Origin of the sequence: Frankia sp. R43 (assembly GCF_001306465.1) — a bacterium.
GTDB classification, from domain to species: Bacteria; Actinomycetota; Actinomycetes; order Frankiales; family Frankiaceae; genus Parafrankia; species Parafrankia irregularis.
The window spans coordinates 1,072,889-1,097,007 of the sequence record NZ_LFCW01000002.1 but is presented as its reverse complement, the minus strand read 5'-3'; the positions used below and the strand labels follow the sequence as shown (position 1 = coordinate 1,097,007).

Below are 24,119 nucleotides of genomic sequence, written 5' to 3'. Positions count from 1 at the left end.
GCGGTCAGCGGTAGAGGGCGTCGATCTCGTCCGCGAGATCGACGAGGACCTTTGCCCGGACGAGCTTTCCCGAGCTGGTGAGATGACCGGTGGAGACGCTGAGCTCGCCGGGGACCAGGCGCCACCGCCGAATCGACTCGGCCCGGGACACCAGGGTGTTCGCGGCGTCGACCGCGCGCTGGACCCGGTCCGCGACGTCCGCGGGCGACAGGCGCCGCCGGGTCGCCTCCGCGGGGTCCACGGCGATCAGCGCGGTCACGTACGGCCGCTGGTCGCCGACGACGACGCACTGGCTGATCAGCGGGTCCGCGCGCAGCCGGTCCTCGAGCGGCGCGGGCGCGACGTTCTTGCCCGACGAGGTGACCAGGATGTCCTTGCGTCGGCCGGTGATCCGGATGAAGCCGTCGTCGTCGACGACCCCGAGATCACCGGTACGGACCGAGTACGGACCGGGCTCGCGCCGGTCGAGATCCGCCTCGCCCCAGTAACCGGGCGACACGTTCCCGCCCGTTATGATCAGCTCGCCCGAGTCGTCGACGACGACGGACGTCCCCGGGTTCGGGCGGCCGACCGTGCCGATCCGGTTGTCCGCGGCCCGGTTGACCGCGGCGGCTGCCGCCGACTCCGTCATGCCGTAGGCGCCGAGGACCGTGATTCCACGGCGGCGGAACGACTCCTGATGCTCGGGCGCCAGGGACGCACCGCCGCAGATGACGTGGGCCAGCGAGCCCACCGCCCAGGCCGCGCGGCCACCCCCCTCCCGCTCGTCCTCCAGCACCGCCCGGTCGAGCTTCTCCAGCAGGTAGGGGGTGAGCGCGAGGAAGGTCGGCGGCCGGTGGCACATCGCACCGAACATCTCGGCCGGCTGTCGGACCACCACCGCCTCACCGCCGGCGAGCAGGGTCGCCAACAGGGTCGAACGGCCGTACATGTGGGACAGCGGCAGGGCGATCACCGTGCGGGGGGCCGTCCCGTCGGCCGGCGCGAAGATCTCGGGCAGCGCCGCCGCGACATTCGCCGCCCCGCAGTAGACGTTGCGATGGGTGAGCACACAGCCCTTGGGCTCGCCGGTGGTGCCGCTGGTGAAGACGACGGTGGCGACATCCTCGGCGGTCACCGGACGGCCGCCGTCGTCACGTACCGCCACGGCGTCGACCGGCACCGACCCCGCCGACACCGACTCCGCCAGCACCGACCCCGCCGGCACGCCGGAGCCCACCGGTGTCAGCCGGGGTGGCGCCGTCGGGTCGACTCGCGCTGTCGGGTCGAGTGGCGCTGTCGGGTCGAGTGGCGCTGTCGGGTCGACGATGACCGTGCCCACGCCGGCGTCGCGCAGCAGGGCGCGGCGGTGCGGGGTGTCGGCGACGCCGACGGTGGGCGTGGTGGTCCGGACGATGTGCTCGACCTGGTCGGCCGAGCTGGTCGGGTAGATCGGCACCACGACGGCCCCGATGCGCAGGGCCGCGAGGTCGGCGACAGCCCAGTCCAGACTGCTGTCGCCCATCAGCGCCAGCCAGTCGCCGTGCCGCACGCCGTGGCCGCGCAGCCGGGCGGTGAACCGATCCACCAGTTCGCCGAACTCCCGGTGGCTGACGGCCTCCCAGCCCCGCTCCGTCAGATGGCGCACGGCGGTCCGGTCGCCGTGGCGGGCGAGGCCCCGGCCGAGGACGAGCCAGATGCTCTCCTCCGCGGCGAGGTCGGCGGCTTCGGGCTCGGCCCGGGGCACGGGGACGGAGCCCGCCTCAGCGCCGGGCATGGCCCGCCGAGCCCTCGTCGTCGGCGCCGACAGCATCAGGGGCAACGACAGCATCAGGGGCACTGACGGCGTCGAACGCGCAGACGAACTCGAGGTAGGCCTTCCCGATGAGGATCCCCGCGCTGTCGCGCAGGTAGGCCTTGGCGTCACAGCTCACCCGCACGGCGCCGGGGTCGGCCAGCGCGGCGGTCAGGATCCGCTCGTCCATCACGACCGCGACCGAGACGTCACCGGCACCGGGCTTCAGGAAGTCGATCCGGCAGTTCTTGAGGACGAACATGGTCAGCCCCCGCAGCCGGTGGGCGGTCGCCCCGAGGAACGCCGCCGAGCCCGCCATGTCGGCCGCCAGGAAGAGCACACCCGCGTGCAGGGTGCCGACGGCGTTGGTGAGCTCAGCGCGGTGAGCGATCGTGACCCGGCCAGCGGTCGGAGAGACCTCGGCGATGGTCAGGTCCACGAGGGTGTTGAAGGGGACGAAGTTCTGCAGAACCTCGCGCAGGCCGTCGTAGTCGGGGCTCTCGCCGGCGAACGGATGGAAGGCGGAGAACGGGGAGGTTCGGGTTCCGGCCGGAGCCGGCGTGGTCGTCACAGTCTCACTCCTGTCTGCGCGTCAAAACGGTGCAGGGATCCGGCGGGAACCAGTGCGCGTATCCGTTGGCCGGCGGTGATCCGGATGGTCGCCGGAAACTCGACGCTCCACGGGCCGCGTTCGCTCACGCAGTGGGCGATCCGCCGGTCTCCGACGAACTCGACGACATCGGCGACGCCTTCGAACGCCTCGCCCGCGCCCGGGTCGGGCGGTGGGCCGGTGACGTCCGAGATGATCGCGTCGGCCGGGCGCCAGCCCAGCAGCCGGTGCCGGTCGTCCGCCCCGGCGCCGTCGGCGGTGGCGCTGCCGGTCCCGGTGCCCGTACCGGTCCCGGTGCCGGTCGGGCCCCGCGAGTCCGGCAGGATGTTCATCGCGGGGCTGCCGAGGAAACGTGCCACGAAAAGGTTCGCCGGGCGGTTCCAGATCTCCTCCGGAGTTCCGGCCTGTTCCAGCCGGCCCTCGTTGAGGACCACCACCCTCGTTCCCAGCGACAGCGCCTCGGCCTGGTCGTGGGTGACCAGGACGAAGGTTCCCGCCACCTCGCGGTGCAGCCGGATGAGCTCGGCCCGCGCATGTGCCCGCAGGCCGGCGTCGAGGTTGGACAGCGGCTCGTCGAGCAGCAGCACAGGCTTGCGGCGGACCAGGGCCCGGGCCAGGGCCACCCGCTGTCGTTCGCCGCCGGAGAGCTCGCGGGGCCTGCGGCCGAGCTTGTCACCCAGCCCGAGGAGGTCGCACACCTCACCCACCCGCCGTGAGATCTCCGCTCGCGGCAGCGAACCCCGGCGGGCGTGCTTCGCCTCGAGCGTCAGCCCGAAGCCGACGTTGCGCGCCACCGTCATGTGCGGGTAGAGGGCGAAGTCCTGGAACACGATCGCCACACCCCGGTCACCGGGTTCGGCGCGGGTGACGTCCCGCCCATCGATGTGGATCTGGCCGGCCTCCGGCGTCTCGAGACCGGCGATCATGCGCAGCAGGGTCGACTTGCCGCAGCCGGACGGGCCGACGAGCACGGTGAAGGAGCCCGCCGGGATGGTCAGCGCGGGCAGGTCCGTCGCCAGCGTCGCGCCGTACGACTTCCGCACCGAACGCAGCTCGATCCCACCGGAGGGCGCGGCCGCGGTGGCCGCGGTGGCCGCAGTGGCGGCGGTGGCGGCGGTGGCGGCGGCCGCGGCGGCCGGGTCCGCCTGGGCGGGCTCGGAGGCCCAGGCCGGTGCGGGCACCGCCGCCGGTGCGGGCACCGCCGCCACGGATGTCTGCACTGCGTCCGTCATTTGATCCCCGACTGAAGGAAGGCGTTGGTGATGCGCCGCGACGCGACGGCGTAGACCGCGAGGACCGGAAGCGTCGTGATGATCGCGGCCGCGAGGAGCGCGCCGGAGGGCGGGCCCTCCTGGTTCCCGAGCAGCTGCAACCCGGCCTGGATGGTCGTCCGGTTCGCCTGGGGCGCGATCAGCGTCGGCCACAGGTACTCGTTCCAGGTGTTGATGAAGACCAGGATCGACACGGCGGCGAGCGCCGGCCGCAACAGCGGCAGCACGACCAGCCGCAGCGTCTCCGCCGGCCGGGCGCCGTCCATCACCGAGGCCTCGATCAGGCTGGTGGGGATGGCGGCCAGGTACTCCCGCAGCAGCAGGATCGGCAGGCCGCACGCCGCGAGCTGCGGGATGATCAGCCCCAGGTAGCTGTTGCGCCAGCCCAGGTGGCTGGCGGCCAGGAACTGGGGGATGATCAGTGTCTGCGGCGGGATGACCAACGCCGCGCCCGCGAGCAGCACCACGGCGCCGCCCCAGCGCGGGCGGAAGCGCACCACCGCGTAGGCCGCCCCGATGGCCACCACGACCTGCAGCAGGGTCGCGCCGAGCGCCATGATCAGGGTGTTCAGGAGCATCATCCCGATCGGGAACCGCAACAGCGCGTCCCGGTAGTTCTCCGCCGACATCGGCCATGGGACCGGGCTGGTGGAGAACAGGTCGTTCGCCGGCCGCAGCGAGGTGATCGCCACCCAGAACAGCGGGAACAGCAGCCCCACGATGACAGTCAGCACAGCCACGTGCCGGGCGGCCGCACCAGTCCGGGCCCACGGCATCGTGTTCACCCCGCCACCGGCCCGTCGGCGCGCCGGATCCGTCCGGACAGCAGCCGCACCAGTACATAGCCGGCGGCGACACCCACCGCGATCACGACCGCGGCCGCGGCGGCGGTGCCGGTCTCAAAGAAGGTGAACGCGTAGGTGTAGAGCCGGTAGTAGACGTTGTCGGTGGCGCCGTTCGGTCCGCCCTGGGTCACGAGGGCGACGTTGGTGAAGACCCACTGGCCGGCCAGCAGCACGCACAGCAGCCCGAGCAGCACCACGGGCCGGATCAGCTGCGGCACGACGACATGGCGGACGGTCTCCCAGCTGCTGGCGCCGTCGACCCGGGCCGCCTCCAGGGTGGACTGGTCGATCGCGGACAGGGAGGCGGAGAACAGCAGCGTGTTGAGGCCGACGATCTTGCCCGCGGTGATGGCCACGATGACCAGCGGGGCCCACGACGGGTCGTTCAACCAGCCCGGGCCGGGCAGCCCCAGGCCGGTGAGGGCGGCGTTCGTGACCCCCTGCAGCGGGTTGAGGATGAACTGCCAGGAGACCGCGTTGGCCGCGGGCGCCAGCACCACCGGCAGGAACAACAGCGCCCGGTAGACACTGGAGGCTCTCCCGGGCCGCAGCCACAGGACGATGGCCAGGGCGAGCGGCACCACGGTGGCCAGCGGCGCCATCATGATCACGTACCATCCGGTCTGCCAGATCGCCTGGTGGAAGTCGTGATCGGTGAGCAGGCGGCGGTAGTTGGCCAGGCCGACGTAGCTGGCCGGCGAGGTGAGGTTCCAGTCCAGCAGGCTCGCGACACCGGTCGCGGCCATGGGCGCGTACACCCAGGCCACCAGAGAGAGGATGGCCGGCGCCGAGTACATCCAGGGCCCCGAACGGAGCCGGGCGCCGCTGCCGCCGCGCCCGACCCGGCCCTCCTGCGCGGACGGGACGGGAACACGTCCGGATGTGACGCCGGCCATCGTCGCTCCGGTCACTGTGCCAGTGACCGGATCTTGTCCGCGGCCGTGCCGAGCACCGCCGCGGGGTCCGCCCCCTGCAGGACGATCGGCGTGACGGCCTCGTCCTGCAGCAGGACCACCGCCTGGTTGGCGCGCTTGCCCCGGAAGTAGGTGTAGGGCGTCACGTCGTCGATCTGGCCCAGCGACGGCAGCAGGTGCTTGTTCTGCTTGAAGTAGTCGCCGAGGTAGGCCGGATCGGACACGATGGCAGGCCGCAGCGGGAGGTACCCGATGGTCTTCGTCAGGATCGTGAAGCCCTGCGGGCTGGTCAGGAACTGGATGAACTTCCAGGCCGCCTGCTGCTTGTGCTTGTCCTTGCTGAAGACCGCCAGGCCGGCGCCCGAGTAGGTGGGCCTGGCCTTCGCGTCGTCGAACGAGGGGAAGGCGGCGGTACGGAGGTCGAACTTGCCCGCCGCCGACTTCTCGAACGTCGCCATGGCCGCCGTCGTGAAGATCATCATGCCGATGTTCCCGCCGGCGAAGGCAGCCTGGGCATCGGTCGCCGTCACCTTGGGCTGCAGCCCGCCGACGACGAGGTCGCGGATCGCGTTGAGGCCGGCGACCGACCGGGGCGAGTCGACGGTGACGGCGCCGCTGGCGTCGACCTCACCGCCGCCCGCGCTGTTCATCACCGACTGGGTCATGTAGTCGGACTTGCCGGGGTCGGCGACGGCGAAGTAGACGCCCTGCTTACCGCTCTTCGTGATGGCCGCCGCAGCTGTCTTCACCTCGGCCAGCGTCGTCGGCGGCTTGTCCGGGTCCAGCCCGGCCGCACGGAAGACGTCCGCGTTGTAGTAGATGATCGGCACCGAGATGGAGAACGGCATGATGTCGTTCTTGCCGGTCTCGGGGTTGCTGACCGCCTTCAGGATGTTCGGGTAGATCCCGTCGGTGCCGGCCTTCCACTCCGCCGCCGACGGAATGTCCTGGACCGGGACCAGCGGCAGGGTCGAGCGGGCCTCGCCCGCTTTGCTCCAGCCGAGCTGGGCGACGTCCGGCGGGCTTCCCGCGGCGGTCTCGGTGCGCAGCTTGGTCAGCACGTCGGCGGCCGCCACAGCCTCGGGCGCGATCTTGATGTTCGGGTTGGCCTTCTGGAACTCGTCGATCAGCTGCTGGGTGCCGGCACCGCAGCACGGGGTTCCGTAGTTGTACGACATGAAGCGGATCGTCACCGGGCTGCTGTCACCACCAGTCCCGCTGACCGCGCCACTGTCGCCGTCGGAACCCGCGCAGGCGGCCGCCGTCAGCCCCAGGACCGCGGCCACGGTCGCGGCCACCAGCCCGCGGCGGAAACACTTTCTGTTCGCCCACATGGTCATCGCTCTTTCACCGGAGTCGAGAAGGTCATGCCGGGCTCGCCGATGTGGATGGGCCCGGTGAATTCGGCGGCGGCGTCCGCACGGCGCGCTTCCTTCCAGGCAGGCTGGGGCGCGGTGAAATGGGTCAGCACCAGCTCGCGCGCACCGGCCCGGGCAGCCACCCGGCCGACCTCCACTCCCGCGAGATGACCGTGGCGGGTGTGGTCGGGCTCCTGCAGCGATGCTTCGGCGAGAAAGATGTCGACATCCTTGGCGAGCGTCACCAGGTTGTCGTTGTAAGCGGTGTCACCGGTGAAGCCGAGGCTTCCGGACGCGCCGTCGATACGAATTCCGCAGTCCGGCGAGGAATGCACCATCGGAACCATGGTGATGGTGACGTCGGCGAGCTCGTACGACTGGCCCCGCTCGTACTCGATGACCTCGTAGGCCAGGTCGAAGGCCCGGTTGAGGTGCGGGATGGTCCGTACCGGGAAGAGCTCGGCGAGCTGGTCGAGCGTCGCTCGCGCACCGCGCGGGACGAGCAGCTTGATGCGGCGGTCGGTGTCGTCGCCGTGGAAGTCGCCCTTGCCGTCCGTGTCGACCAGCCAGGTCTTCCCCACCGGGAGCATCGCCTGCTTCCCGATGGGCAGCACGTCGTAGCAGTGGTCGAGGTGCATGTGGCTGATGACCACCGCGTCCAGCTGACTGGCATGTATGTACCTCGTCAGCATGACCGCGATTCCCGGCCCGCAGTCCATGAGTATGTTCGACTGCTCGGTCCGCACCAGGTAACCCGAACTGGCGGCTCCGTCAGCGGGCATACCGGCCCGATTTCCAACTATTGTCAGATCCATATCCCCTCCATTCTAGACTGAATTGACGGCGGAACTCAGACTAGCCCCCGAGAACGGACGGACCAAGAATTATTCGAACCGCCGATGGTTCTATGTGGGCGGTGATTAGAACGACGCCTCCCGGTCGAGGACCCCGGTTGGAATCGGGACCGAGGCCGGTTGTTCGCGAGGATTTCTCCCGTGCTTTCTGACCCGGTCCCGTCGACACGATAAAATCCCGGGCCGTCCGGCCGGCGGGGTGACCTCGACCGCGTGGCCGGCCCGGCCACGGCACCGGGGTGACCGTCCGTCATCCCTCCAGGGGCAGCGGGCGGTAGCGGCTGGCCCGCGCCGGCGGGGTCACCCCGTGCGAGCGCAACGCGGTCACCCGCTGGTGGAAGGCCGCACCCCGCATGATGTGGAGGGCGAGGTCCGGCGCCCGACGGGCCTCCACCGGCTCCAGATAGGTCCCACGAAGCCAGGTGTTGCAGGCTCCCATCGCCGGGCCGCACCAGATCTGGTAATCCGCGACCCGGTCGGCGGCGCCGGTGGTGGCCCAGCGCGAGGAACGCCCGAGATACCAGCGAAAGACCAGCGCCATCCGCCGCTTCTCGTTGCCCTCCGCCCGTTCGAGCTGGGCGGGGTCGCGCTCGGCGAAGTACCGGCGGGTCTGTACCCAGATGTCCTCCAGCGGTGCCCGGAAGACATTCCGCTCCAGCGCCGCGCGCTCAGGACCCGGAAGGTCCGCGATGCTGTCGTAGCCGCGGTAGAGCTCGAACAGCCGACGGGCCCGGGCGGCGAACATCGACCCGCGCCGCAGCACCTGGACACCGGCGCCGAGCTCGAACATGTCCGCCGACGGCGCCATCTCGCAGTCGGCCATCTCGGCCGCGCCCAGCATGGACTTCACCGCGGCGGACTGGGCGGCCTCCACACAGGCCTGGTTGATCGACCCGGTGACCACGTAGTCGGCCCCCATCGCGAAGGCCGCCGCGGCCGCCGCCGGCGTCCCGATCCCCCCGGCCGCGCCGACCCGCGCCGCTCGGCCGCCGTAGCTCGATCCGATCTCGTCGCGCCGGGCGATGATCTCGCCGAGCAGGACGGTGAGCGGGCGCCCGTCGGTGTGGCCGCCCGAGTCGGACTCCGCGGTGATGTCGTCGGCCATCGGTACGGTCGCCGCCAGGCGCGCCTGCTCCGCCGTGATCAGATCGCCGCGGAGCAGTGCGGCCAGCAGCGACGGCGGCGCCGGCCGCAGGAACAGGTCGGCGGTCTCCCGACGGGACACCTTCGCGATGATCCGGTTGGTGATCTCGACCCGCCCGTCCCGTGCCGTGCTCAGGCCTCGGGCGCGGTACCGCACGATCTCCTGGGTCAGGTCCAGGAAGGCCGACGCCTCGACGCACCGCACCCGGTGGCGCAGGCACGCGTCGACCGCGTCGCGTTCCATCGCCGGCTCGCTCGGGCTGTGGATGACGTTGCAGGCATACGGGCGTCCGGCCAGGCGCCGGCCCAGCAGCTCCAGTGCGTCCTCCAGCCGGTCCGCGGGCAGCCCCGCCGCGCCGAACGAGGCGAGCAGCCCGTGATCGGCCAGACTGATCACCAGGTCGGCCGAAGCGATCCCGCCGGCCATCGCGCCGGTGTGGTAGCTCTGGCGGACGCCGTGTGCGCGTTGGAAGGCCCGGGAGCCGAGGCGTTCGGGTGGCAGCGGCCCGAGGGCGAGCAGCCGGCGCGCGCGCGACCCGTCCGGGCCGCTCCCGTCATGGGACAGCCAGTAGCCGTCCGCGTGTCGAACGACGTGGACGGGTTCCTCCAAACGGCTCAGGATCGCGTGGATGTCGGCCGCCGACTGGGTCCGGGCTCCGGCATCGAGCACATGCGCCATGGCAGTCCCCTCCTGGTTGGTGGCGTGGTCGCGCAGACCACGTCGGATGCGCGCGCCCGGGTGTTCCCGGGCCGTCCCGGCGCTCGGCCGACCCGACCGACAGGGAGGGCGGATCGCACCCGAGGGCGCGTCGGAAGAGGTGGGAAGACGTGCGGGCCGGCGGCTCATGCCGTCCGTCCGGATGCCGACCGGACCCGGCCCCAACGTTTGCGGCGGTATCTTAACCGGCCGTGAACAAGGCATCACGACAGCGCCAAAGCCATCTTAATTGCCGCGACCGCTGGATTGATCCAGACGACACCACATTGTGAATCATCGCGAAGGCCGATCCTTCTGGTTCATCGGACCGGCTTGTGTTGAAATAAGATCATCAACTTGACGAGGTGGCGATCAGTACCGCCCGCCGAGATTCAGGGCGCCGCATGGCCGTCGACAGGGACCTGCGCGCCGACACCCGCGAACGAACCACGTTCGCACGTTTCCTCCCCACCTCCGAACGGACCACCGGGGGTACTCCCACCTGCAATCATAAGGGAAATCAATGATGTCGCGGACAATGCGTGGCCGGACCGCTTTGGTGATCGGGGCGTCCGGCGGAATCGGTCGTGCGGTGGCCCTGGCGTTCGCCCGCGAAGGTGCCGACGTGGCACTGGCGGGCCGTGACGCCGGAACCCTCGAGCACCTGGCCGACAACTGCCGGGACGAGAATGTGTCGGTTGTCACATCGGCCTTCGACATCACCGACGAGAGCGCCTGTCTCGACGCGGTCGAGGCGGTCACGAGGCGACTCGGCGCACCGAACGTGCTGGTCAACGCGGCTGGCGTCGCCGATACCCGCCAGTTTTCCGACATCACCGTCGATCTCTGGCGCAGCGTCATGCGGGTGCACGTCGAAGGACCGCTCGTACTCATGCGAGCGGTTATCCCCCCTATGGTCTCCACTGGCGGCGGCGCGATAGTCAACGTCGGGTCGGCTGCCTCCGTTGTCGGCCTTCCCTACGCCGCCCCGTACACCGCCGCGAAACACGCACTGCTCGGGCTGACCCGATCCGCCGCCGCCGAGTACGCCGACCGTGGAATAACCGTGAACTGTGTCTGCCCGTATTACGTCGACACTCCGATGACCCAGCGCGCCATTGCCGAGCGGATGCAGGCAAAGGGTTGTGACTACGAAGAGGCGATCAGACCGCTGCTCAACCCGCAGCGACGGCTGACCTCGGCCGAGGAGGTCGCGGCGGCCTGCGTACTTCTTGCCTCCCCCGGCGGGGCGGCGATCAACGGCCAGGCTTTGCACGTCAACGGCGGAAAGGTCCAGGGCTGAATCCGGCGCCCGCACCAGCGAGCTAGGAGGAATCGCGATGCCTGATATCGAGCGCAGTCGCGACAGCACATCAAGGGGACATGTCCACGTTCTCGGCGCGAGTATCGCGGGCCTCCTGGCCGCGCGCGTCCTCGCGGACCACTTCGACCGGGTGACCGTGCTCGAACGCGACGCGTTCAGGGCCGAGGGCTACCGGGACGGTGCCCCGCAGGCCCGGCACATCCACGCCCTCATGCACGGCGGCAGCCAGATCATGGCAGAGCTCTTTCCCGGCCTGCTGGAGGAGCTGGAGTCCCGGGGGGCGCCCCGCACCCGGTGGCTCGAGCGCTCCCGCTGGTATCTGGGCGGTACCCCCATGCGGGCACCCCGCCACACCGAGACCACCCTGGCCACGCCGAGCCGCCCGCTGCTGGAGCACCTGCTGCGGACCCGGGTGGCGACCTACCCGAACGTCACGCTGCGCGATCAGGTCAGGGTCGTCGGCCTGAGCCACACCCCTGGCCGGATCACCGGAGTCCGGGTGGTGGCCGCCGCCTCCGACACCGAGGAGATCCTCCCGAGCGACCTGGTGGTCGACACCACCGGTCGCAACTCGGCGGCCGGTAGCTGGCTGGCCGAGCTCGGCTATCAGACCCCGACGGAGTCCCGGGTCGAGGTCGACCTCGGCTACTGCTCACGACGCTACCGCCGCCGGCCGGGCGACCTCGGCGGCGATGTCGCGGTGACCGCGTCCACGGTGCCGGGGATGCCGGGCGCCGCCGTCCTGGCCATCGAAGACGACGCCTGGCACGTCACGCTGTCGGGCACGCTCGGCCGGCGGGCGCCGACCGATCCGGCAGGCTACCTCGACTACGCCGCCCGGCTGCCGATCCCGGACGTGCTGGAGCTGATCTCGAACGCCGAGGCCCTCGACGACCCGGTCCAGCACCGGGTACGCGACTCCATCCGCCGCCGTTACGAGGACCTGCCGGATCCGCCCGCCGGCCTGATCTCCATGGGCGACGCCGTGACGAGCTTCAACCCCATCTACGCCCAGGGCATGACCGTGGCCGCGCAGGAGGCGCTGGTGCTGCGGGCCGTGCTGGGTGAGCCGGGACCGGTGCTGCCGCGGCGGTGGTACCGGCGCATCGCACCGGTCATCGACACCGCCTGGGGCATGTCCACGGCCATCGACCTGCGCTCACCGCTCGTCAAGGGAGAGCGGACCCGGCTCGGGACGATGTTCGGGCACTACCTCAAGCACGTCCAGCTGGCGACCGCGGTCTCCCCGTATGTCACCGCCCGGCTGCTTGAGGTCATCAACCTCACCCGCAGCCCTCGCATTCTTCTTCGCCCCGGCGTCGCCCTGCGGCTGGGGGTTATCGCCGTGTCCCGACAGGTGTCGGCCCGGCGGACGCGCCATGGCGAGGGCGCGCCCCCTGCCGTCACACCCCATGCAGTCACACCCCCGGCCTTCGCACCCCCCGCGGTCAAACCCCCCGCGGTCAAACCCCCGGCCGTCATGTCGCCGGCCGTCACGTCGCCGATCCCCGACGCCGCCCGTGAGGTGGGCACGCTGCTCGTACACGGCCGGGAGGACGAGTCCGACGGGGTGATCTCGCTGACGCTGGCCCGGCCGGACGGCGCGCCGCTGCCGCTCTGGACGCCCGGCGCGCACATCGACGTCCGAGTCGCCGACGAGGACATCCGCCAGTACTCCCTGTGCGGCGATCCGGCCCAGGTCACCCAGTGGCGGATCGCGGTGCTGCGCGAGCCGGCTGGCCGAGGCGGCTCGGCCTATCTGCATGAGCACGCGCGCCAGGGCGCGGAGCTGACGGTCGGCGGGCTGCGCAACAACTTCCCGCTCGTTCCCGGCGCCCACACGGTGCTGATCGCCGGCGGCATCGGCATCACCCCGCTGCTTCCGATGATCGAGCAGCTACGGGCGACAGGCCGGTCGTGGTCGCTGCACTACGGCGGGCGCCGCCGGGCGGCGATGGCCTTCGCCGCCCGGATGGCCGACGACCCGCGCTGCACGCTGCATCCCGAGGATGAGGTGGGTCCGCTGCCGCTGGAGGGCATCCTCGGCGCCCAACCGGCGGACGGCACGACGGTGTACTGCTGCGGGCCGGAAGGGCTGCTCGCCGCCGTGGAGCGGTACTGCCGCGAACGGCCCGCCCTCACGCTGCGCGTGGAACGCTTCCGCCCCCGGCCGGCGGCGGACGTCGAAGCCGGCGCGGCCGCCCCCCGTACCTACGAGGTGGAACTGCGCCGCTCCGGGATCACGCTGACGATCGAGCCAGGCCGATCGATCATCGACGAACTGTGCGCGGCCGGCGTGGAGGTCCCTTTCTCCTGCCGGGAGGGCACCTGCGCAAGCTGTGAGACGCCGGTGCTGGCCGGCGAGATCGTGCACCGGGACTCGGTGCTGACCGACGCGGAGCGGCTGGCCGGCAACACCATGATGCTCTGCGTCTCGACGGCCGGCTCCGAGCGCCTCGTCCTCGATCTCTGATCCCCGCGCTCTGACCAACAGCCGTTACCCAACGGTCCGCGGGCGGTCCGCGGCTCGGCGTGCGCTCTCCCACCCCCGCGCCCCACCCCACCCCCGCACCCTGCCCTGGCCCGCCCACCCGCCGCCGCGCGACGCGGTGCGGTGGATCCCGGCTGCCCGCGGCGCGGGCGGACACCCACTCTCGGAAGGAAACAGGAATGTACGACGTGATCGTCGTCGGCGCCCGCTGCGCCGGATCTCCGCTCGCGATGCTGCTGGCCCGCAGCGGGAGAAGAGTCCTGCTGGTGGATCGGGCTACGTTCCCGAGCGACACGGTGTCGACCCACTTCATCCAGCAGACCGGCCTGGCGCTGCTGCGCGACTGGGGCGTGCTGGAGGCCGCGATGGGCAACGCCACGCCCATCCAGTACATGACCATGTCGTTCAGGGGCATCAACATCAGCGGATTCGCCGACCCGATCGACGGTATCGACCGGGTGTACGCACCACGGCGGACGGTGATGGACGCCGCGCTCGTCGAGGCGGCGCAGCGCGCGGGAGCGGACGTCCGTCAGGGCTACACGGTGGAGGAGCTCGTCTTCGACGACGACGGCCGGGTCGTGGGCATCCGGGGACGGTCGGCCTCCGGCGCGGCCAGCGAGGAGCGGGCCCGGATCGTCGTCGGCGCGGACGGCGCGAACTCCACAGTCGCACGGCTGACCGGCGCCACCACCTACAAGCATGTGCCGGCGTCGTGCTTCATCTACTACAGCTACTTCGCCGGCCTGCCCTGGACCTCCTTCCACCACCGCACCAGCCACGAAGAGCAGCAGATGGGAGCCTGGCCGACCAACGACGGGCTGCACCTGGTCGCCGTCATGCGCAAGCGGACCAGGTTCCGGGACTTCCGCGCCGCCGCGGAGGCGAACTTCCAGGAGATCGTCGATCAGGTAACCCCCGATCTCGGCGCCGATCTCCGCCAGGCGGAACGGGTCGCGCCATTGCAGCCCATGCTCTATCCGGACAACTACTACCGCCAGGCCAGCGGTCCGGGATGGGCTCTGGTCGGCGACGCCGGCTATCACAAGGATCCGTACACGGGAAACGGAATCGCCGATGCGTTCCGGCATGCCGGCATGCTGTCGAGCGCGTTGTTGTCCGGCCTGGACGCGAGCGACGAGGTTCTCGACGCGGCACTGCGTGGCTACGGTGAGCACCGCGACGAGGAATCCGCGGAGACCTACAACTTCACGTGCACGATCTCCGAGCTCGACCTGCCCCAGGACGTCTACGACGCCTTTGACGCGTCAAGCCGCGACCCGCACTACCGCACGGAGTTCTTCCGGCTGCTGGGCGGCGCGATGCCCGGTCACGAGTTCTTCGCTCCGGAACGGCTCGCGCGTATGTACCGCGAGGTCGGATTCCAACCGACCGTCGAGGTCTGACGCCCGGACGCCTCGCGAACGGAGGAACCGACATGCCTGTCCGACTGGTGGTCATCGGCGACAGCTTCGTCGAGGGCCGCGGCGATCCCGATCCTCGCGGGTCCGGCTACCGCGGCTGGCTACCGACCTTCGCGGGCCTTCTCGGCCTGGGCGACGACGAGTGCCGCAACCACGGCGAGCACCTGGCGACCACCACCACGGTCCTGGACCGGCAGCTCGACGCGGTCCGGACCGCACGCCCCCGGCTCACCGGAATGATCGCGGGCTTCAACGACATCGTCAGCGAATACCAGCCGGCCGAGTTGCGGCGCAACCTCACGACGATATTCGACGCGATGACCCGCCACGCGTCGCTGGCGTTCACCGCCACCTATCCGGACATCACCCGGCGCATGGCCCTGACCGCCCCGGTCCGAGCCGGGATCAGGTCCCGGATCCAGGACGTGAACGCCGCGCTGCGCGGCACCGCGGCGGAATTCGACATGGTCTGTCTCGACGTGGCCCGCACGGGACCGGTATGGGACGACGACGACCTGTGGTCCGACGACGGGATACATCCCAGCCGGGCCGGCTACCTGAGGTTCGCCGGAGAACTGGCCGACGCGGTCGCGGAGAGCCTGGGAATCGCGCTCACCGGGATGGCGCCGGGGTCTACTCCCCTGCCCCCGGCGCTCGCGTTCCACTGATCCGGCTGATCCGGCTGATCGGCTGATCGGCCGCCGCGCGCCGGGCTGCGTGCGGAAACACGAGAAAGAGAAACCATGGATTCGACCTCATCGTTCGAGGACCGACGGTTGGAGAACACTCCGATCGCGATCGTAGGAATGGCCGGGCTTTTCCCCCAGGCCCGGAACAGCGGCGAGTACTGGCGGAACATCGTCGACGGCGTCGACTGTTCGTCGGAGGTCCCGCCGGACCGCTGGCGGGTCGCGGACTACTACCATCCGGACCCCGAGGTGCCGGACAAGGTCTATGCGAAGCGCGGCGGGTTCCTGCCCGACCTGGACTTCAGCCCCATCGAGTTCGGCCTCCCGCCGAACCTGCTCGGCGTCACGAGCAGCCTCCAGACCCTGAGCCTGCTGGTCGCCCGGGACCTCCTGGCGGACGCAGGTGCGGTCGGCTCGCGGTGGTACGACCCCGCCCGCACCGGCGTCGTCCTCGGCGTCGTCGGCGTCGTCGGCCTGATGCACCCGCTGGCCATGCGCCTGTCCACTCCGGTCCTGCGGGAGGTCGTGCGCAGCTGCGGGCTGACCGAGGCCGACGCCGAGGAGATCAGCGACCGGTTCACCAAGGCCTTCGCGCCCTGGGAGGAGAACAGCTTCCCCGGCCTGCTGGCCAACGTCACCGCCGGACGGATCGCCAACCGGTTCAACCTCGGCGGGATGAACTGCACGGTCGACGCCGCCTGCGCCGCGTCGCTGTCGGCCGTGCGGATGGCGGTCAACGAGCTGGTCGACGGCCGCGCCGACATGATGATCACCGGTGGTTGCGACACCGAGAACTCGATCTTCACCTACATGTGCTTCAGCAAGACCGGCGCGCTCGCCCACTCCGACCGGGTCCGGCCGTTCGACCAGTCCGCCGACGGCACCCTCCTCGGCGAGGGCATCGGGCTGCTGGCGCTCAAGCGCCTGGCCGACGCCGAGCGCGACCAGGACCGGATCTACGCGGTGATCCGCGGGATCGGCTCCTCCAGCGACGGGCGGGCCAAGAGCATCTACGCGCCGCGGGCCGAGGGGCAGCAGCTCGCGCTGCGGCGCGCCTACCAGGACGCCGGCTTCCCCATCTCGTCCGTGGAGCTGTTCGAGGCGCACGCGACAGGCACCGCGGTGGGCGACCGGACCGAGATCGGCGCCCTCACCGCGGTCCTCGACGAGGCCACCTCCGACCGCGGGTACGCCGCCATCGGCAGTGTGAAGTCGCAGATCGGGCACACCAAGGGAGCCGCCGGCGCGGCGAGCCTCATGAAGACTGCGCTGGCGCTGTTCCACAAGGTCCTGCCGCCGACCATCGGGGTCGACAACCCGAACGAGGCGCTCGACGGCGGTCCCCTCTACCTCAACACCACCGCCCGCCCCTGGATCCGGGACCCCGGCCGGCCACAGCGCCGGGCCGGCGTGTCCGCGATGGGGTTCGGCGGCACCAACTTCCACATCGTGCTGCAGGAGCACGGCGAGGCGCCGGCCGTCGCGCTGCACCGGCGCGCGCGGATCCACCGCTGGCACGCGGCGGACATCTCCGCCCTGGCTCTGGCCGTCCGGTCGGGTGCGGCGGCGGAGTCCGACGGCCCGATCCCCGCCGAGGCCCCGCGCCTCGCCCTGGTCACCACGGACGACGACCGGCTGGCGGAGCTGTGCGAGCAGGCGGCCGGCCTGATCGAGGCCCAGCCCGACGCGGACGCCTGGTCCACCCCGTCCTGGATCTACTTCCGGTCACGCGCGCTGCCGCGGCCCCGGGTGGGCGCCTTGTTCGCCGGCCAGGGCAGCCAGTACGTCAACATGGGCCTCGAGCTGGCCCTCACCGATCCCGCGGTCAGCCGCGCGTTCGACGAGGCCGAAGACGTCTTCGCGGACGGCGGGACGCGCCTGGCACCCGTGGTCTTCCCGCCACGCGGATTCCGCGAGGACGACGCCGACGAGGCAGAGGAGACACTGCGGCGGACGGAGTTCGCCCAGCCCGCCATCGGCGCCCTGTCGGTCGGCCAGTTCCGCGCGCTGCGTGAGCTGGGCCTGACCTGCGATGCATACCTGGGGCACAGCTTCGGCGAGCTCACCGCGCTCTGGGCGGCCGACGCGTTGGACGACGCCGACTTCTTCCGGCTCGCCCGCGCGCGAGGGCAGGCGATGGCCCCACGCCACCCGGGTGAGGACGCCGGGGCGATGGCGGCGTTGCAGTGCACGGCCGCCGATGCCCAGCCCCTGCTGGCGCAGGCCGCGGAGGTGACGATCTGCAACTACAACGCGCCCGACCAGATCGTCGTCGGCGGTCCGACGGAACAGCTCGACACGGTCATCGCCGCCTGCGGGGACGCCGGGGTCAGGGCCCGCAGGCTGCCGGTGTCAGCCGCGTTCCACACCTCGCTCGTCGCCCACGCGGTCGACGAGTTCCGGGCCGCCGTCGCCGCGGTCGACCTACGCGTCCCGGCCGGTCCCGTCCACGCGAACACCGCCGGTGCCGGCTACGGGCCGGACGTGGCGGCGAACCGGGAAGTGCTCGTCAACCAGCTGCTGCGCCCGGTCGACTTCGTCGGCGGCCTGCGGGCCGTCACCGAGGAGTCCGGCTGCGACATCCTCGTGGAGTTCGGGCCCAGGCAGGTGCTCACCCAGCTCGCCCGGCGGACCGTCGCCGAGGACGTGCACACCGTCTCCGTCGACGCGGGGCCGCTGGGCGACAGCGACGTCGCCTTCCACCGCGCTGTCGCGCAGCTGCTCGTGCTGGGCGTCCCGCTGCGGATGCCGCCCACGGCGGTCCCGACGCCCGACGCCGGCAGCACGGCCGAGGACGCGGTGTCGACCGCCGGGACGATCGCCCTGACGGGGGCCGAGTACGTGCCACCGGCGCGCCGGCAGGCCTACGCCGACGCGATCGGGGCCGAGCACCGCCTCGAGGCGGCTTCCCCGACGCCCCTTCTCACGCCGGCGGCAACGGTGGCGGCGGTGGCACCGGTGGCGGCGGTGGCACCGGTGGCGGCGGTGGCACCGGTGGCGGCGATCGTCGGCGCACCGCCGCGGCCGTCGCCGTCGCCGCAGCACGGCCTGACGGACGACAACGGCCAGGCCCCGGCGGCCGAGCCGGCCGGTGCCGACCCCCTCGACCGGTTCACCGACGTCCTGAACCGGCAGACCGACCTGCACACCCGGTACCTCGACGGCCAGTTGAAGATCGCCGACGAGCTGCTGACCGCCCTGCGCGAGCCCGAGGCCGTCAGGCAGCCCGAGCTGATCGGAAGCATCGCGGCGGTCAGTGAGGCGATCAGCGGCGCGCATTCCCTGGCGAACAGCCTCCTGGTCCGGCTCGCGCACGCCGGCCTGTCCGATCCACCCGACGCCCCGGCCGACCCCGCTGCGGCCGGTGGGCGGGGCGGCGAGCCGCGTGCGGCCCAGCCGCCGTCCCTGGCCGCCGGGCCGGGCCTGCCCATCGCGCTGCCCGCGTCGCCGACCGACGCGGGCGGTCCCGTCACCGACACCCGTGTCGAGCCCGCACCGACCGGCAACGGGAACGGGACCGGGAGAACGCCGGCGGCGGTGGCGCACGGCGGCGCGCCCGCAGACGGCCCGGACGGGGAGTCGTTGCGAGCGGCCGTCGTGGCGATGGTGGCCACCCGCACCGGCTACACCGCCGAGATGATCGACCCCTCCATGGACATGGAAGCCGACCTGGGCGTCGACTCGATCAAACGCGTACAGATCGCCAGCCAGCTCCGCGAGCAGTACCCGCTGCTGCCCTCCCTGGGCACCGAGACCCTCGCCGAACTACGCACCATCGACCAGCTCGTCAACCACCTCACCACCCCCGACCCGACCACGGCCAACGGCACGAGCCTGACAGCCGACGACGACGGCGCTGGCGGCGGCAGTGCTGGCGGCGGCGGGCCGCTCACCGTCATCCCGCGCCACCGCCTGGTAGCGGTGCCGCTGCCCCCGGCCGACCAGGCACCGGACCCCTTCCCGACGGCGCCGGCGGCGGTGATCGTCCGGCTGGGAACGGGTACGGCCGACACCCGCGCGCTGGCGGACCATCTCGCCGAAGCGGGTTGGACGGTCGATGAGCTGGCTCTCGACGACGACGAGCCCGCGCAGGGCTGGCTCGGTACGAGCTGGGACGACGAGGCACTGGAACGGCGGCTGTCCGACTTCTTCGCCACGCTGCCCCGGGTCGACGCCTGCGTCGCATGGGTGGAGGCTTCGGGCGATCTCAGCCGCAACGTCCGGCGCCTCGCCGACACCGTGCTCGTGGCGAAGCACGCGGGCACTCGCCTTCGCGACACCGTCCCCGGTGACCGGGCGGCCTTCCTCACGGTCACCCGGATCGACGGGCGCACCGGCGAGCAGAGCACGGCGGCGGACACCGACGAGAGCGCCGAGAGCGACGCGGGCTCCGCGACACGGATCCTCGGCGGTTTGGCCGGCCTCACCAGGACCATCGTCGCCGAGTCGCCCACCCTGTTCGCCCGGGCCCTGGACGTCCATCCCGAGGTGCCGGCGCGCCAGCTCGGTCGCCTCGTCCTGGCGGAGCTGTGCGACGCCGCCGTCGCCCCACCGGTCGTCGGGCTCGATGCCGCCGGGAACCGCTGCACGATCGTTCCGGTTCCCACCGCGGGCGTCGACGGCCCCACCGGCCGCGACGGCCAGCCCGACCCGGCGGTGCGCGCCGACGACGTCGTACTTGTCACCGGTGGCGGCCGAGGCATCACCGCCCGCTGTGTCGTCGCGCTGGCCGCGGCGGCCCCGGCCGAGTTCATCCTGCTCGGACGGACCGACCTCACGCGGCCCCTGCCCGCCTGGTCCGTCGGAGTCGACGACGCGGACCTCACGCGGGAGCTGATCGCCGACCATGCGCGGGCGGGCGCCCCACCGCATCCGCGGGCTGTCACGGCCGCGGTCAACCAGGTACGGGCGCGACGGGAGATCGACCGGACGCTGCACGCGGTGCGGGCCGCCGGGGCCCGGGCCCGCTACATCAGCGTTGACATCAGCGATCCGGAAGCGGTCAGTCAGGCGCTCGACGCCGACCGGGACCGCGTCACCGTACTCGTGCACGGCGCCGGCGCCCTGGCCGACAGCCTGCTCGCACGCAAGCGTGGCGATGATCTGCGTCGTGTGTTCGGCCCCAAGCTGGTCGGCATGGCCGCGGTCCTCGGGGCTATCTCGGCGGCGCCGCTGCGGCAGGTCGCGATGTTCTGCTCGGTGGCCGGGGTCTTCGGTAACAGCGGCCAGTCCGACTACGCGGTCGCGAACGAGGCGCTGAGCCGTTGGCCCGTCGTGGCATCGAGCGGCCCGCGCCCGCGTGTCGTCGCGATCGCCTGGGGCGCGTGGGACGGCGGGATGGTGACCGCGGACCTGCGGGCGCTGTTCGCGGCACGGGGCGTGCCGCTGCTCGATGCCGACGCGGCCGCCGACGCCTTCGTCACCGAGATGATCGAGCACCGGGACAGCGGCGGCTTCCTGCTCGCTCCACCGCTGCCCTTGCACGGCCAGCCGGTCCCGGCCGGCACGGATCACATCGCCCGCCGCGACCTCGCGGACCTGGCCGCCGACGGCGTCCTCGGCGCGCACCGCATCGGCACGGCCATCGTGCTGCCCGCGGTCCACGCCCTCGGCTGGATGATCGCGGTGGCCGAGGCCGCCCACCCCGGCCACCATGTCACCTCGGTCGAGGACTTCGAGGTACTGCGGGGCATCACCTTCGACGCGGACGGGGACCGTCCCCACCACGTCCGGCTGACAACCAGGCCCGACACGGTGGACGAGCTGATCGTCACCGCCGTGATCGCGGACGGCCACCCGGCCCGCGACGCGCCACCCGGCCCCGCGCGCTACCGCGCGACCCTCGCTCTCACCACCGGCGGCCCCGCCGCCGCGCCGCCGGCCCCCGAGCAGATCGCCCACCCGGCGGTGGACGGGAACGGCCTGGCGACGCCGGAGGACGGAACGCGCCTCTACGAGGAGGGCGTCCTCTTCCACGGCCCGGCGTTGCAGGGGATCGAGGCCGTCCTGCACCGGGGCGTCGACGAACTGCTCGTCCGCTGCCGGATACCTGATCCGGCGGCCGAGCGGCCCGGCTACGGTGGGCGGCGCTACCGGGCCGTACCCACCGACCTGGTCTTCCAGGCGGCGCTTGTGCTCGCCGCCGAGTCCGGCACCGTCGGCTGGCTGCCACTCGGTGTCGACCGGCTGGACCTCCGGGAGCCGCTTCCGTTGACCGAGACGTTCACCATCCGGGCGCGCAAGGTCGGGGACGACCCGAACGTGATGCGGGTGGACGCCGAGGCGGTGTCCGCGTCCGGGCTGCTCCTACAGCGGCTGACCGGCATCGTGCTGGTCACCTCGCCCGGGCTGGACGAGAAGTTCATGGCCGGTGTGCGGAGCTGGAAGCCGTCCGATGCGGCGGGGGGTAGCCATGTCAGTTCCTGACCGGCTCCAGGACGGACCTGAACTCGCCGACAGCGAGGTCATGATCGTCGAACTCGACGATCTGGGCTGGTCCGACTTCTCCGCGGAGGTCGGCTCCGGTGAGCACGACTCCGGTCAGAACAGCGCGGGCGCGCGGACGGCCTTCGGGGCTGTGCCGCCCACCGCCTGCGCGGCGACGGCACGTCCCGAGCCGATCCGCGGCACGGCTGGGACGGCCGGGATCGCCAGCCGTCTCCACCGCGGTGTGGCGGAGGCCCACGGCAACGCCCTCGCCGCGCAGCAGGCGCTGCAACTGGTCCTGGTACGCCGGTGGGCGGAGGGCCACGGGTCTCAGGCTGAGCCCACCGCGGGCGTGGCGGGCGAACTCGGTGGCCTCGGCACGCCCGGCCTCGGCGTGCTCGGTGCGCCGATGATGCCCGGGGCACGAGCTCCGGAGCCGGGAGCCTGGCACCACTACGAGTTGCGGGACGACCAGCTCGTCGAACGGCCCGGCCCTCCTCCCGACCCCGCACCGTGGCCCTCCAGGCGTTCCTCGCCCAAGCCGCTGGCCCGCTCCGCCCGCGTCGCCCTCGTCGAGCAGGACCTCTCGGCGCTCGCCCGCGGCGAGATCGCCGCCGTCCTCGGAGCGGCCTATGCCCAGCCCGGGTTCAACCAGCGGATCGCGCTCGGGGCGGGCCGGCCACTGGAGCTGGCGGCGGTTGACCGGCTCGGCCTCACGGGCGGGTCGGCCGGCCTCGGCGCGCTCGATGCGCGTCTGCGGACCACCGGGGCGGCGGGGAGTACTCCGGCGCGGCACCTCGCGGCGGCACGGCAGGCAGTGGAGGTGATGGCGCTCTACCTCGGCCTGCACCTGTGTCTCGCCGACGGTGAGCTGGCCGGCGGGCTCCCCCCCGGCGCCGTTCCCGACGGGTGGCCGGTACCTGTTCTGTCCGTGCCGACCGGCCTCGACGCGCGCACGATGCGCGTCGAGGTGATGGCGGCCGAGCTGGTTCCCCTGCCCTGGCTGGCCGCCCATGTCACGTTCCATGATCCGCGGGGCGCGACAGTCGGCCGGGTCAGTGGGCTCGGTGTCCACGTCAGGCCCCGGCCCGGCGCACCACTGGGGCCGGGCGCCGGCGGGATCGTGCCCGGCTTTCTCGGCCGGTTCAACGGCCGGGGTGAACGGGCACTGCTCAGCGAGTTCAACCTCGCCCACATCTCGGACGGCGATCAGGCGATTGCGATGGGCCCAGAATTCGCCCGGTTCTCGCACGTCCCAGCCGTCCGGCTGCCCAGCGGGGACCTGCTGCTGGTCGACCGCGTCATGTCGCTGACCGGCCGGCGGGGTGACGTCCACGGCGAATCCCGCTGGCGGACCGAGTACGACTCACCGGCCGACGCCTGGTACTACCGGGACAGCGCGAACGCCGGAATGCCTAACTGTGTCCACATGGAATCCTCGTTGCAGGCCGCGGCGTTCATCGGCCCCTACCTGGGAGGCACGCTGCTCGGCGGGGGCGACGAACCGCTACGGCTGCGCAATCTGGAGGGCCAGGCGACGCTGCTGCGCGCGGTCGACCTGCGCGACCAGACCATCAGCCAGGAAAGCTCGGTCATCACGACGTCGGTGACCCCGGGCGCACTGTTGCAGGAGTTCGCCTACGAGTGCTCGCTTGCCGGCGAGCCCTTCTACCGAGGCACGTCACTGTTCGGCTATTTCAGCAACGAGGCGCTGAACAACCAGGTCGGCCTGGATGGCGGCCGGCTCGCGCCGACCTGGCTCGAGCGCAACGACACCGCCGCCACCCGGACGGTCGACGTCTCCGCGCGCCGGGCCAGCCCAGGTCAGGTCGCCCGCTCCGTGGGCCGGCTGGCGCTCGTCGACGGGTTCGACGTCGTCGACGGCGGCGGGAACGCCGGCCTGGCGTACCTGCACTGGGTACAGCCCATCGATCCGACGGCCTGGTATTTCGAGCAGCATTTCCGCCTCGATCCGGTGATCCCCGGATCGTTCGGCGTGGAAACGCTGATCCAGGCGGTCCAGGAGTGGGCGCTGGACGCCGGTCTCGACCGGGATCTCGATCGTCCGGAGTTCGTCGTCCCGGTCGGCTCCACCCTGAGGTGGAAATATCGTGGCCAGTTTCTCCGGACCGACTCCCCGATGACCTTCGAGGCGCATATCACCGGGGTGGAACGCCGGCCGGGCCGGGTTCGGGTCACCGCCGACGGGAACGTCTGGAAGCCGGGCATGCGCATCTACCAGGTCGACCAGCTGTGCGTCGAGCTACGTGAGGCGGACGCGCCCGCCTGGTGAGGCAGT

Annotated in this window: 14 protein-coding genes; 6 read left to right on the top strand and 8 right to left on the bottom strand. The window is 71.9% G+C overall.

Annotation, left to right across the window (positions count from 1 at the left end; translation table 11 throughout):
• Positions 1–4: 4 nt before the first annotated feature.
• The 8 genes from ACG83_RS12530 to ACG83_RS12495 all read right to left on the bottom strand — a co-directional run bounded on the left by ACG83_RS12530 (position 5) and on the right by ACG83_RS12495 (position 9,448).
• Positions 5–1,756, bottom strand: a complete 1,752-nt coding sequence (locus tag ACG83_RS12530; RefSeq protein ID WP_054566277.1) for a long-chain fatty acid--CoA ligase — start codon at positions 1,754–1,756, stop codon at positions 5–7.
• Positions 1,743–2,345, bottom strand: coding sequence for a DUF4442 domain-containing protein (locus ACG83_RS12525; RefSeq protein WP_054566276.1), 603 nt, complete (start codon positions 2,343–2,345; stop codon positions 1,743–1,745). The genes ACG83_RS12530 and ACG83_RS12525 overlap by 14 nt, the downstream gene beginning before the upstream one ends.
• Entirely contained in the window at positions 2,342–3,616 is a 1,275-nt protein-coding gene (locus ACG83_RS12520) for an ABC transporter ATP-binding protein (RefSeq protein ID WP_083473164.1), read from the bottom strand. The genes ACG83_RS12525 and ACG83_RS12520 overlap by 4 nt, the downstream gene beginning before the upstream one ends.
• Positions 3,613–4,431 (bottom strand): carbohydrate ABC transporter permease, encoded by an 819-nt coding sequence (locus ACG83_RS12515; protein WP_054566600.1) that lies wholly within the window; start codon positions 4,429–4,431, stop codon positions 3,613–3,615. Before ACG83_RS12515 ends, ACG83_RS12520 begins: the two co-directional genes overlap by 4 nt.
• 5 nt (positions 4,432–4,436) lie before the next feature.
• Complete coding sequence (locus ACG83_RS12510; RefSeq protein WP_152991354.1) at positions 4,437–5,396, bottom strand: carbohydrate ABC transporter permease; 960 nt, start codon at positions 5,394–5,396, stop codon at positions 4,437–4,439.
• An 11-nt stretch (positions 5,397–5,407) separates the two neighbouring features.
• The gene (locus ACG83_RS12505; protein ID WP_152991353.1) at positions 5,408–6,748 is read right to left on the bottom strand and encodes an ABC transporter substrate-binding protein; all 1,341 of its coding nucleotides are present in this window, start codon (positions 6,746–6,748) and stop codon (positions 5,408–5,410) included.
• A 2-nt stretch (positions 6,749–6,750) separates the two neighbouring features.
• On the bottom strand, positions 6,751–7,554 hold the full coding sequence (locus ACG83_RS12500; RefSeq protein WP_235497845.1) for an MBL fold metallo-hydrolase: 804 nt from the start codon (positions 7,552–7,554) through the stop codon (positions 6,751–6,753).
• 322 nt (positions 7,555–7,876) lie between these two features.
• Complete coding sequence (locus ACG83_RS12495) at positions 7,877–9,448, bottom strand: PfaD family polyunsaturated fatty acid/polyketide biosynthesis protein (protein ID WP_054566272.1); 1,572 nt, start codon at positions 9,446–9,448, stop codon at positions 7,877–7,879.
• Positions 9,449–10,025: 577 nt separating this feature from the next.
• Here ACG83_RS12495 and ACG83_RS12490 point away from each other — a divergent pair.
• The 6 genes from ACG83_RS12490 (at position 10,026) to ACG83_RS12465 (ending at position 24,113) form a co-directional block, all read left to right on the top strand.
• Positions 10,026–10,769 carry an SDR family NAD(P)-dependent oxidoreductase gene (locus ACG83_RS12490; protein ID WP_054566271.1) on the top strand — a complete coding sequence of 248 codons (744 nt, stop codon included), beginning with the start codon at positions 10,026–10,028 and terminating at the stop codon, positions 10,767–10,769.
• A gap of 37 nt (positions 10,770–10,806) precedes the next feature.
• A complete protein-coding gene (locus ACG83_RS44085; RefSeq protein ID WP_152991352.1) occupies positions 10,807–13,263 on the top strand; it encodes a 2Fe-2S iron-sulfur cluster-binding protein in 2,457 nt (818 codons plus the stop codon).
• 197 nt (positions 13,264–13,460) lie between these two features.
• Complete coding sequence (locus ACG83_RS12480) at positions 13,461–14,687, top strand: NAD(P)/FAD-dependent oxidoreductase (protein WP_054566270.1); 1,227 nt, start codon at positions 13,461–13,463, stop codon at positions 14,685–14,687.
• Positions 14,688–14,719: 32 nt separating this feature from the next.
• A complete protein-coding gene (locus ACG83_RS12475; RefSeq protein ID WP_054566269.1) occupies positions 14,720–15,373 on the top strand; it encodes a GDSL-type esterase/lipase family protein in 654 nt (217 codons plus the stop codon).
• A gap of 75 nt (positions 15,374–15,448) precedes the next feature.
• Entirely contained in the window at positions 15,449–21,820 is a 6,372-nt protein-coding gene (locus ACG83_RS12470) for a type I polyketide synthase (protein WP_054566268.1), read from the top strand.
• Positions 21,807–24,113, top strand: coding sequence for a hypothetical protein (locus tag ACG83_RS12465; RefSeq protein WP_054566267.1), 2,307 nt, complete (start codon positions 21,807–21,809; stop codon positions 24,111–24,113). The genes ACG83_RS12470 and ACG83_RS12465 overlap by 14 nt, the downstream gene beginning before the upstream one ends.
• Positions 24,114–24,119 lie beyond the last annotated feature (6 nt).

Bases quoted from the DNA above. Each gene is read 5' to 3' on its own strand.
- ACG83_RS12495 (WP_054566272.1), bottom strand. From the start codon at position 9,448: ATGGCGCATGTGCTCGATGCCGGAGCCCGGACCCAGTCGGCGGCCGAC.
- ACG83_RS12480 (WP_054566270.1), top strand. From the start codon at position 13,461: ATGTACGACGTGATCGTCGTCGGCGCCCGCTGCGCCGGATCTCCGCTC.
- ACG83_RS44085 (WP_152991352.1), top strand. From the start codon at position 10,807: ATGCCTGATATCGAGCGCAGTCGCGACAGCACATCAAGGGGACATGTC.
- ACG83_RS12475 (WP_054566269.1), top strand. From the start codon at position 14,720: ATGCCTGTCCGACTGGTGGTCATCGGCGACAGCTTCGTCGAGGGCCGC.
- ACG83_RS12505 (WP_152991353.1), bottom strand. From the start codon at position 6,748: ATGTGGGCGAACAGAAAGTGTTTCCGCCGCGGGCTGGTGGCCGCGACC.
- ACG83_RS12500 (WP_235497845.1), bottom strand. From the start codon at position 7,554: ATGCCCGCTGACGGAGCCGCCAGTTCGGGTTACCTGGTGCGGACCGAG.
- ACG83_RS12515 (WP_054566600.1), bottom strand. From the start codon at position 4,431: ATGCCGTGGGCCCGGACTGGTGCGGCCGCCCGGCACGTGGCTGTGCTG.
- ACG83_RS12510 (WP_152991354.1), bottom strand. From the start codon at position 5,396: ATGGCCGGCGTCACATCCGGACGTGTTCCCGTCCCGTCCGCGCAGGAG.
- ACG83_RS12530 (WP_054566277.1), bottom strand. From the start codon at position 1,756: ATGCCCGGCGCTGAGGCGGGCTCCGTCCCCGTGCCCCGGGCCGAGCCC.
- ACG83_RS12470 (WP_054566268.1), top strand. From the start codon at position 15,449: ATGGATTCGACCTCATCGTTCGAGGACCGACGGTTGGAGAACACTCCG.
- ACG83_RS12520 (WP_083473164.1), bottom strand. From the start codon at position 3,616: ATGACGGACGCAGTGCAGACATCCGTGGCGGCGGTGCCCGCACCGGCG.
- ACG83_RS12465 (WP_054566267.1), top strand. From the start codon at position 21,807: ATGTCAGTTCCTGACCGGCTCCAGGACGGACCTGAACTCGCCGACAGC.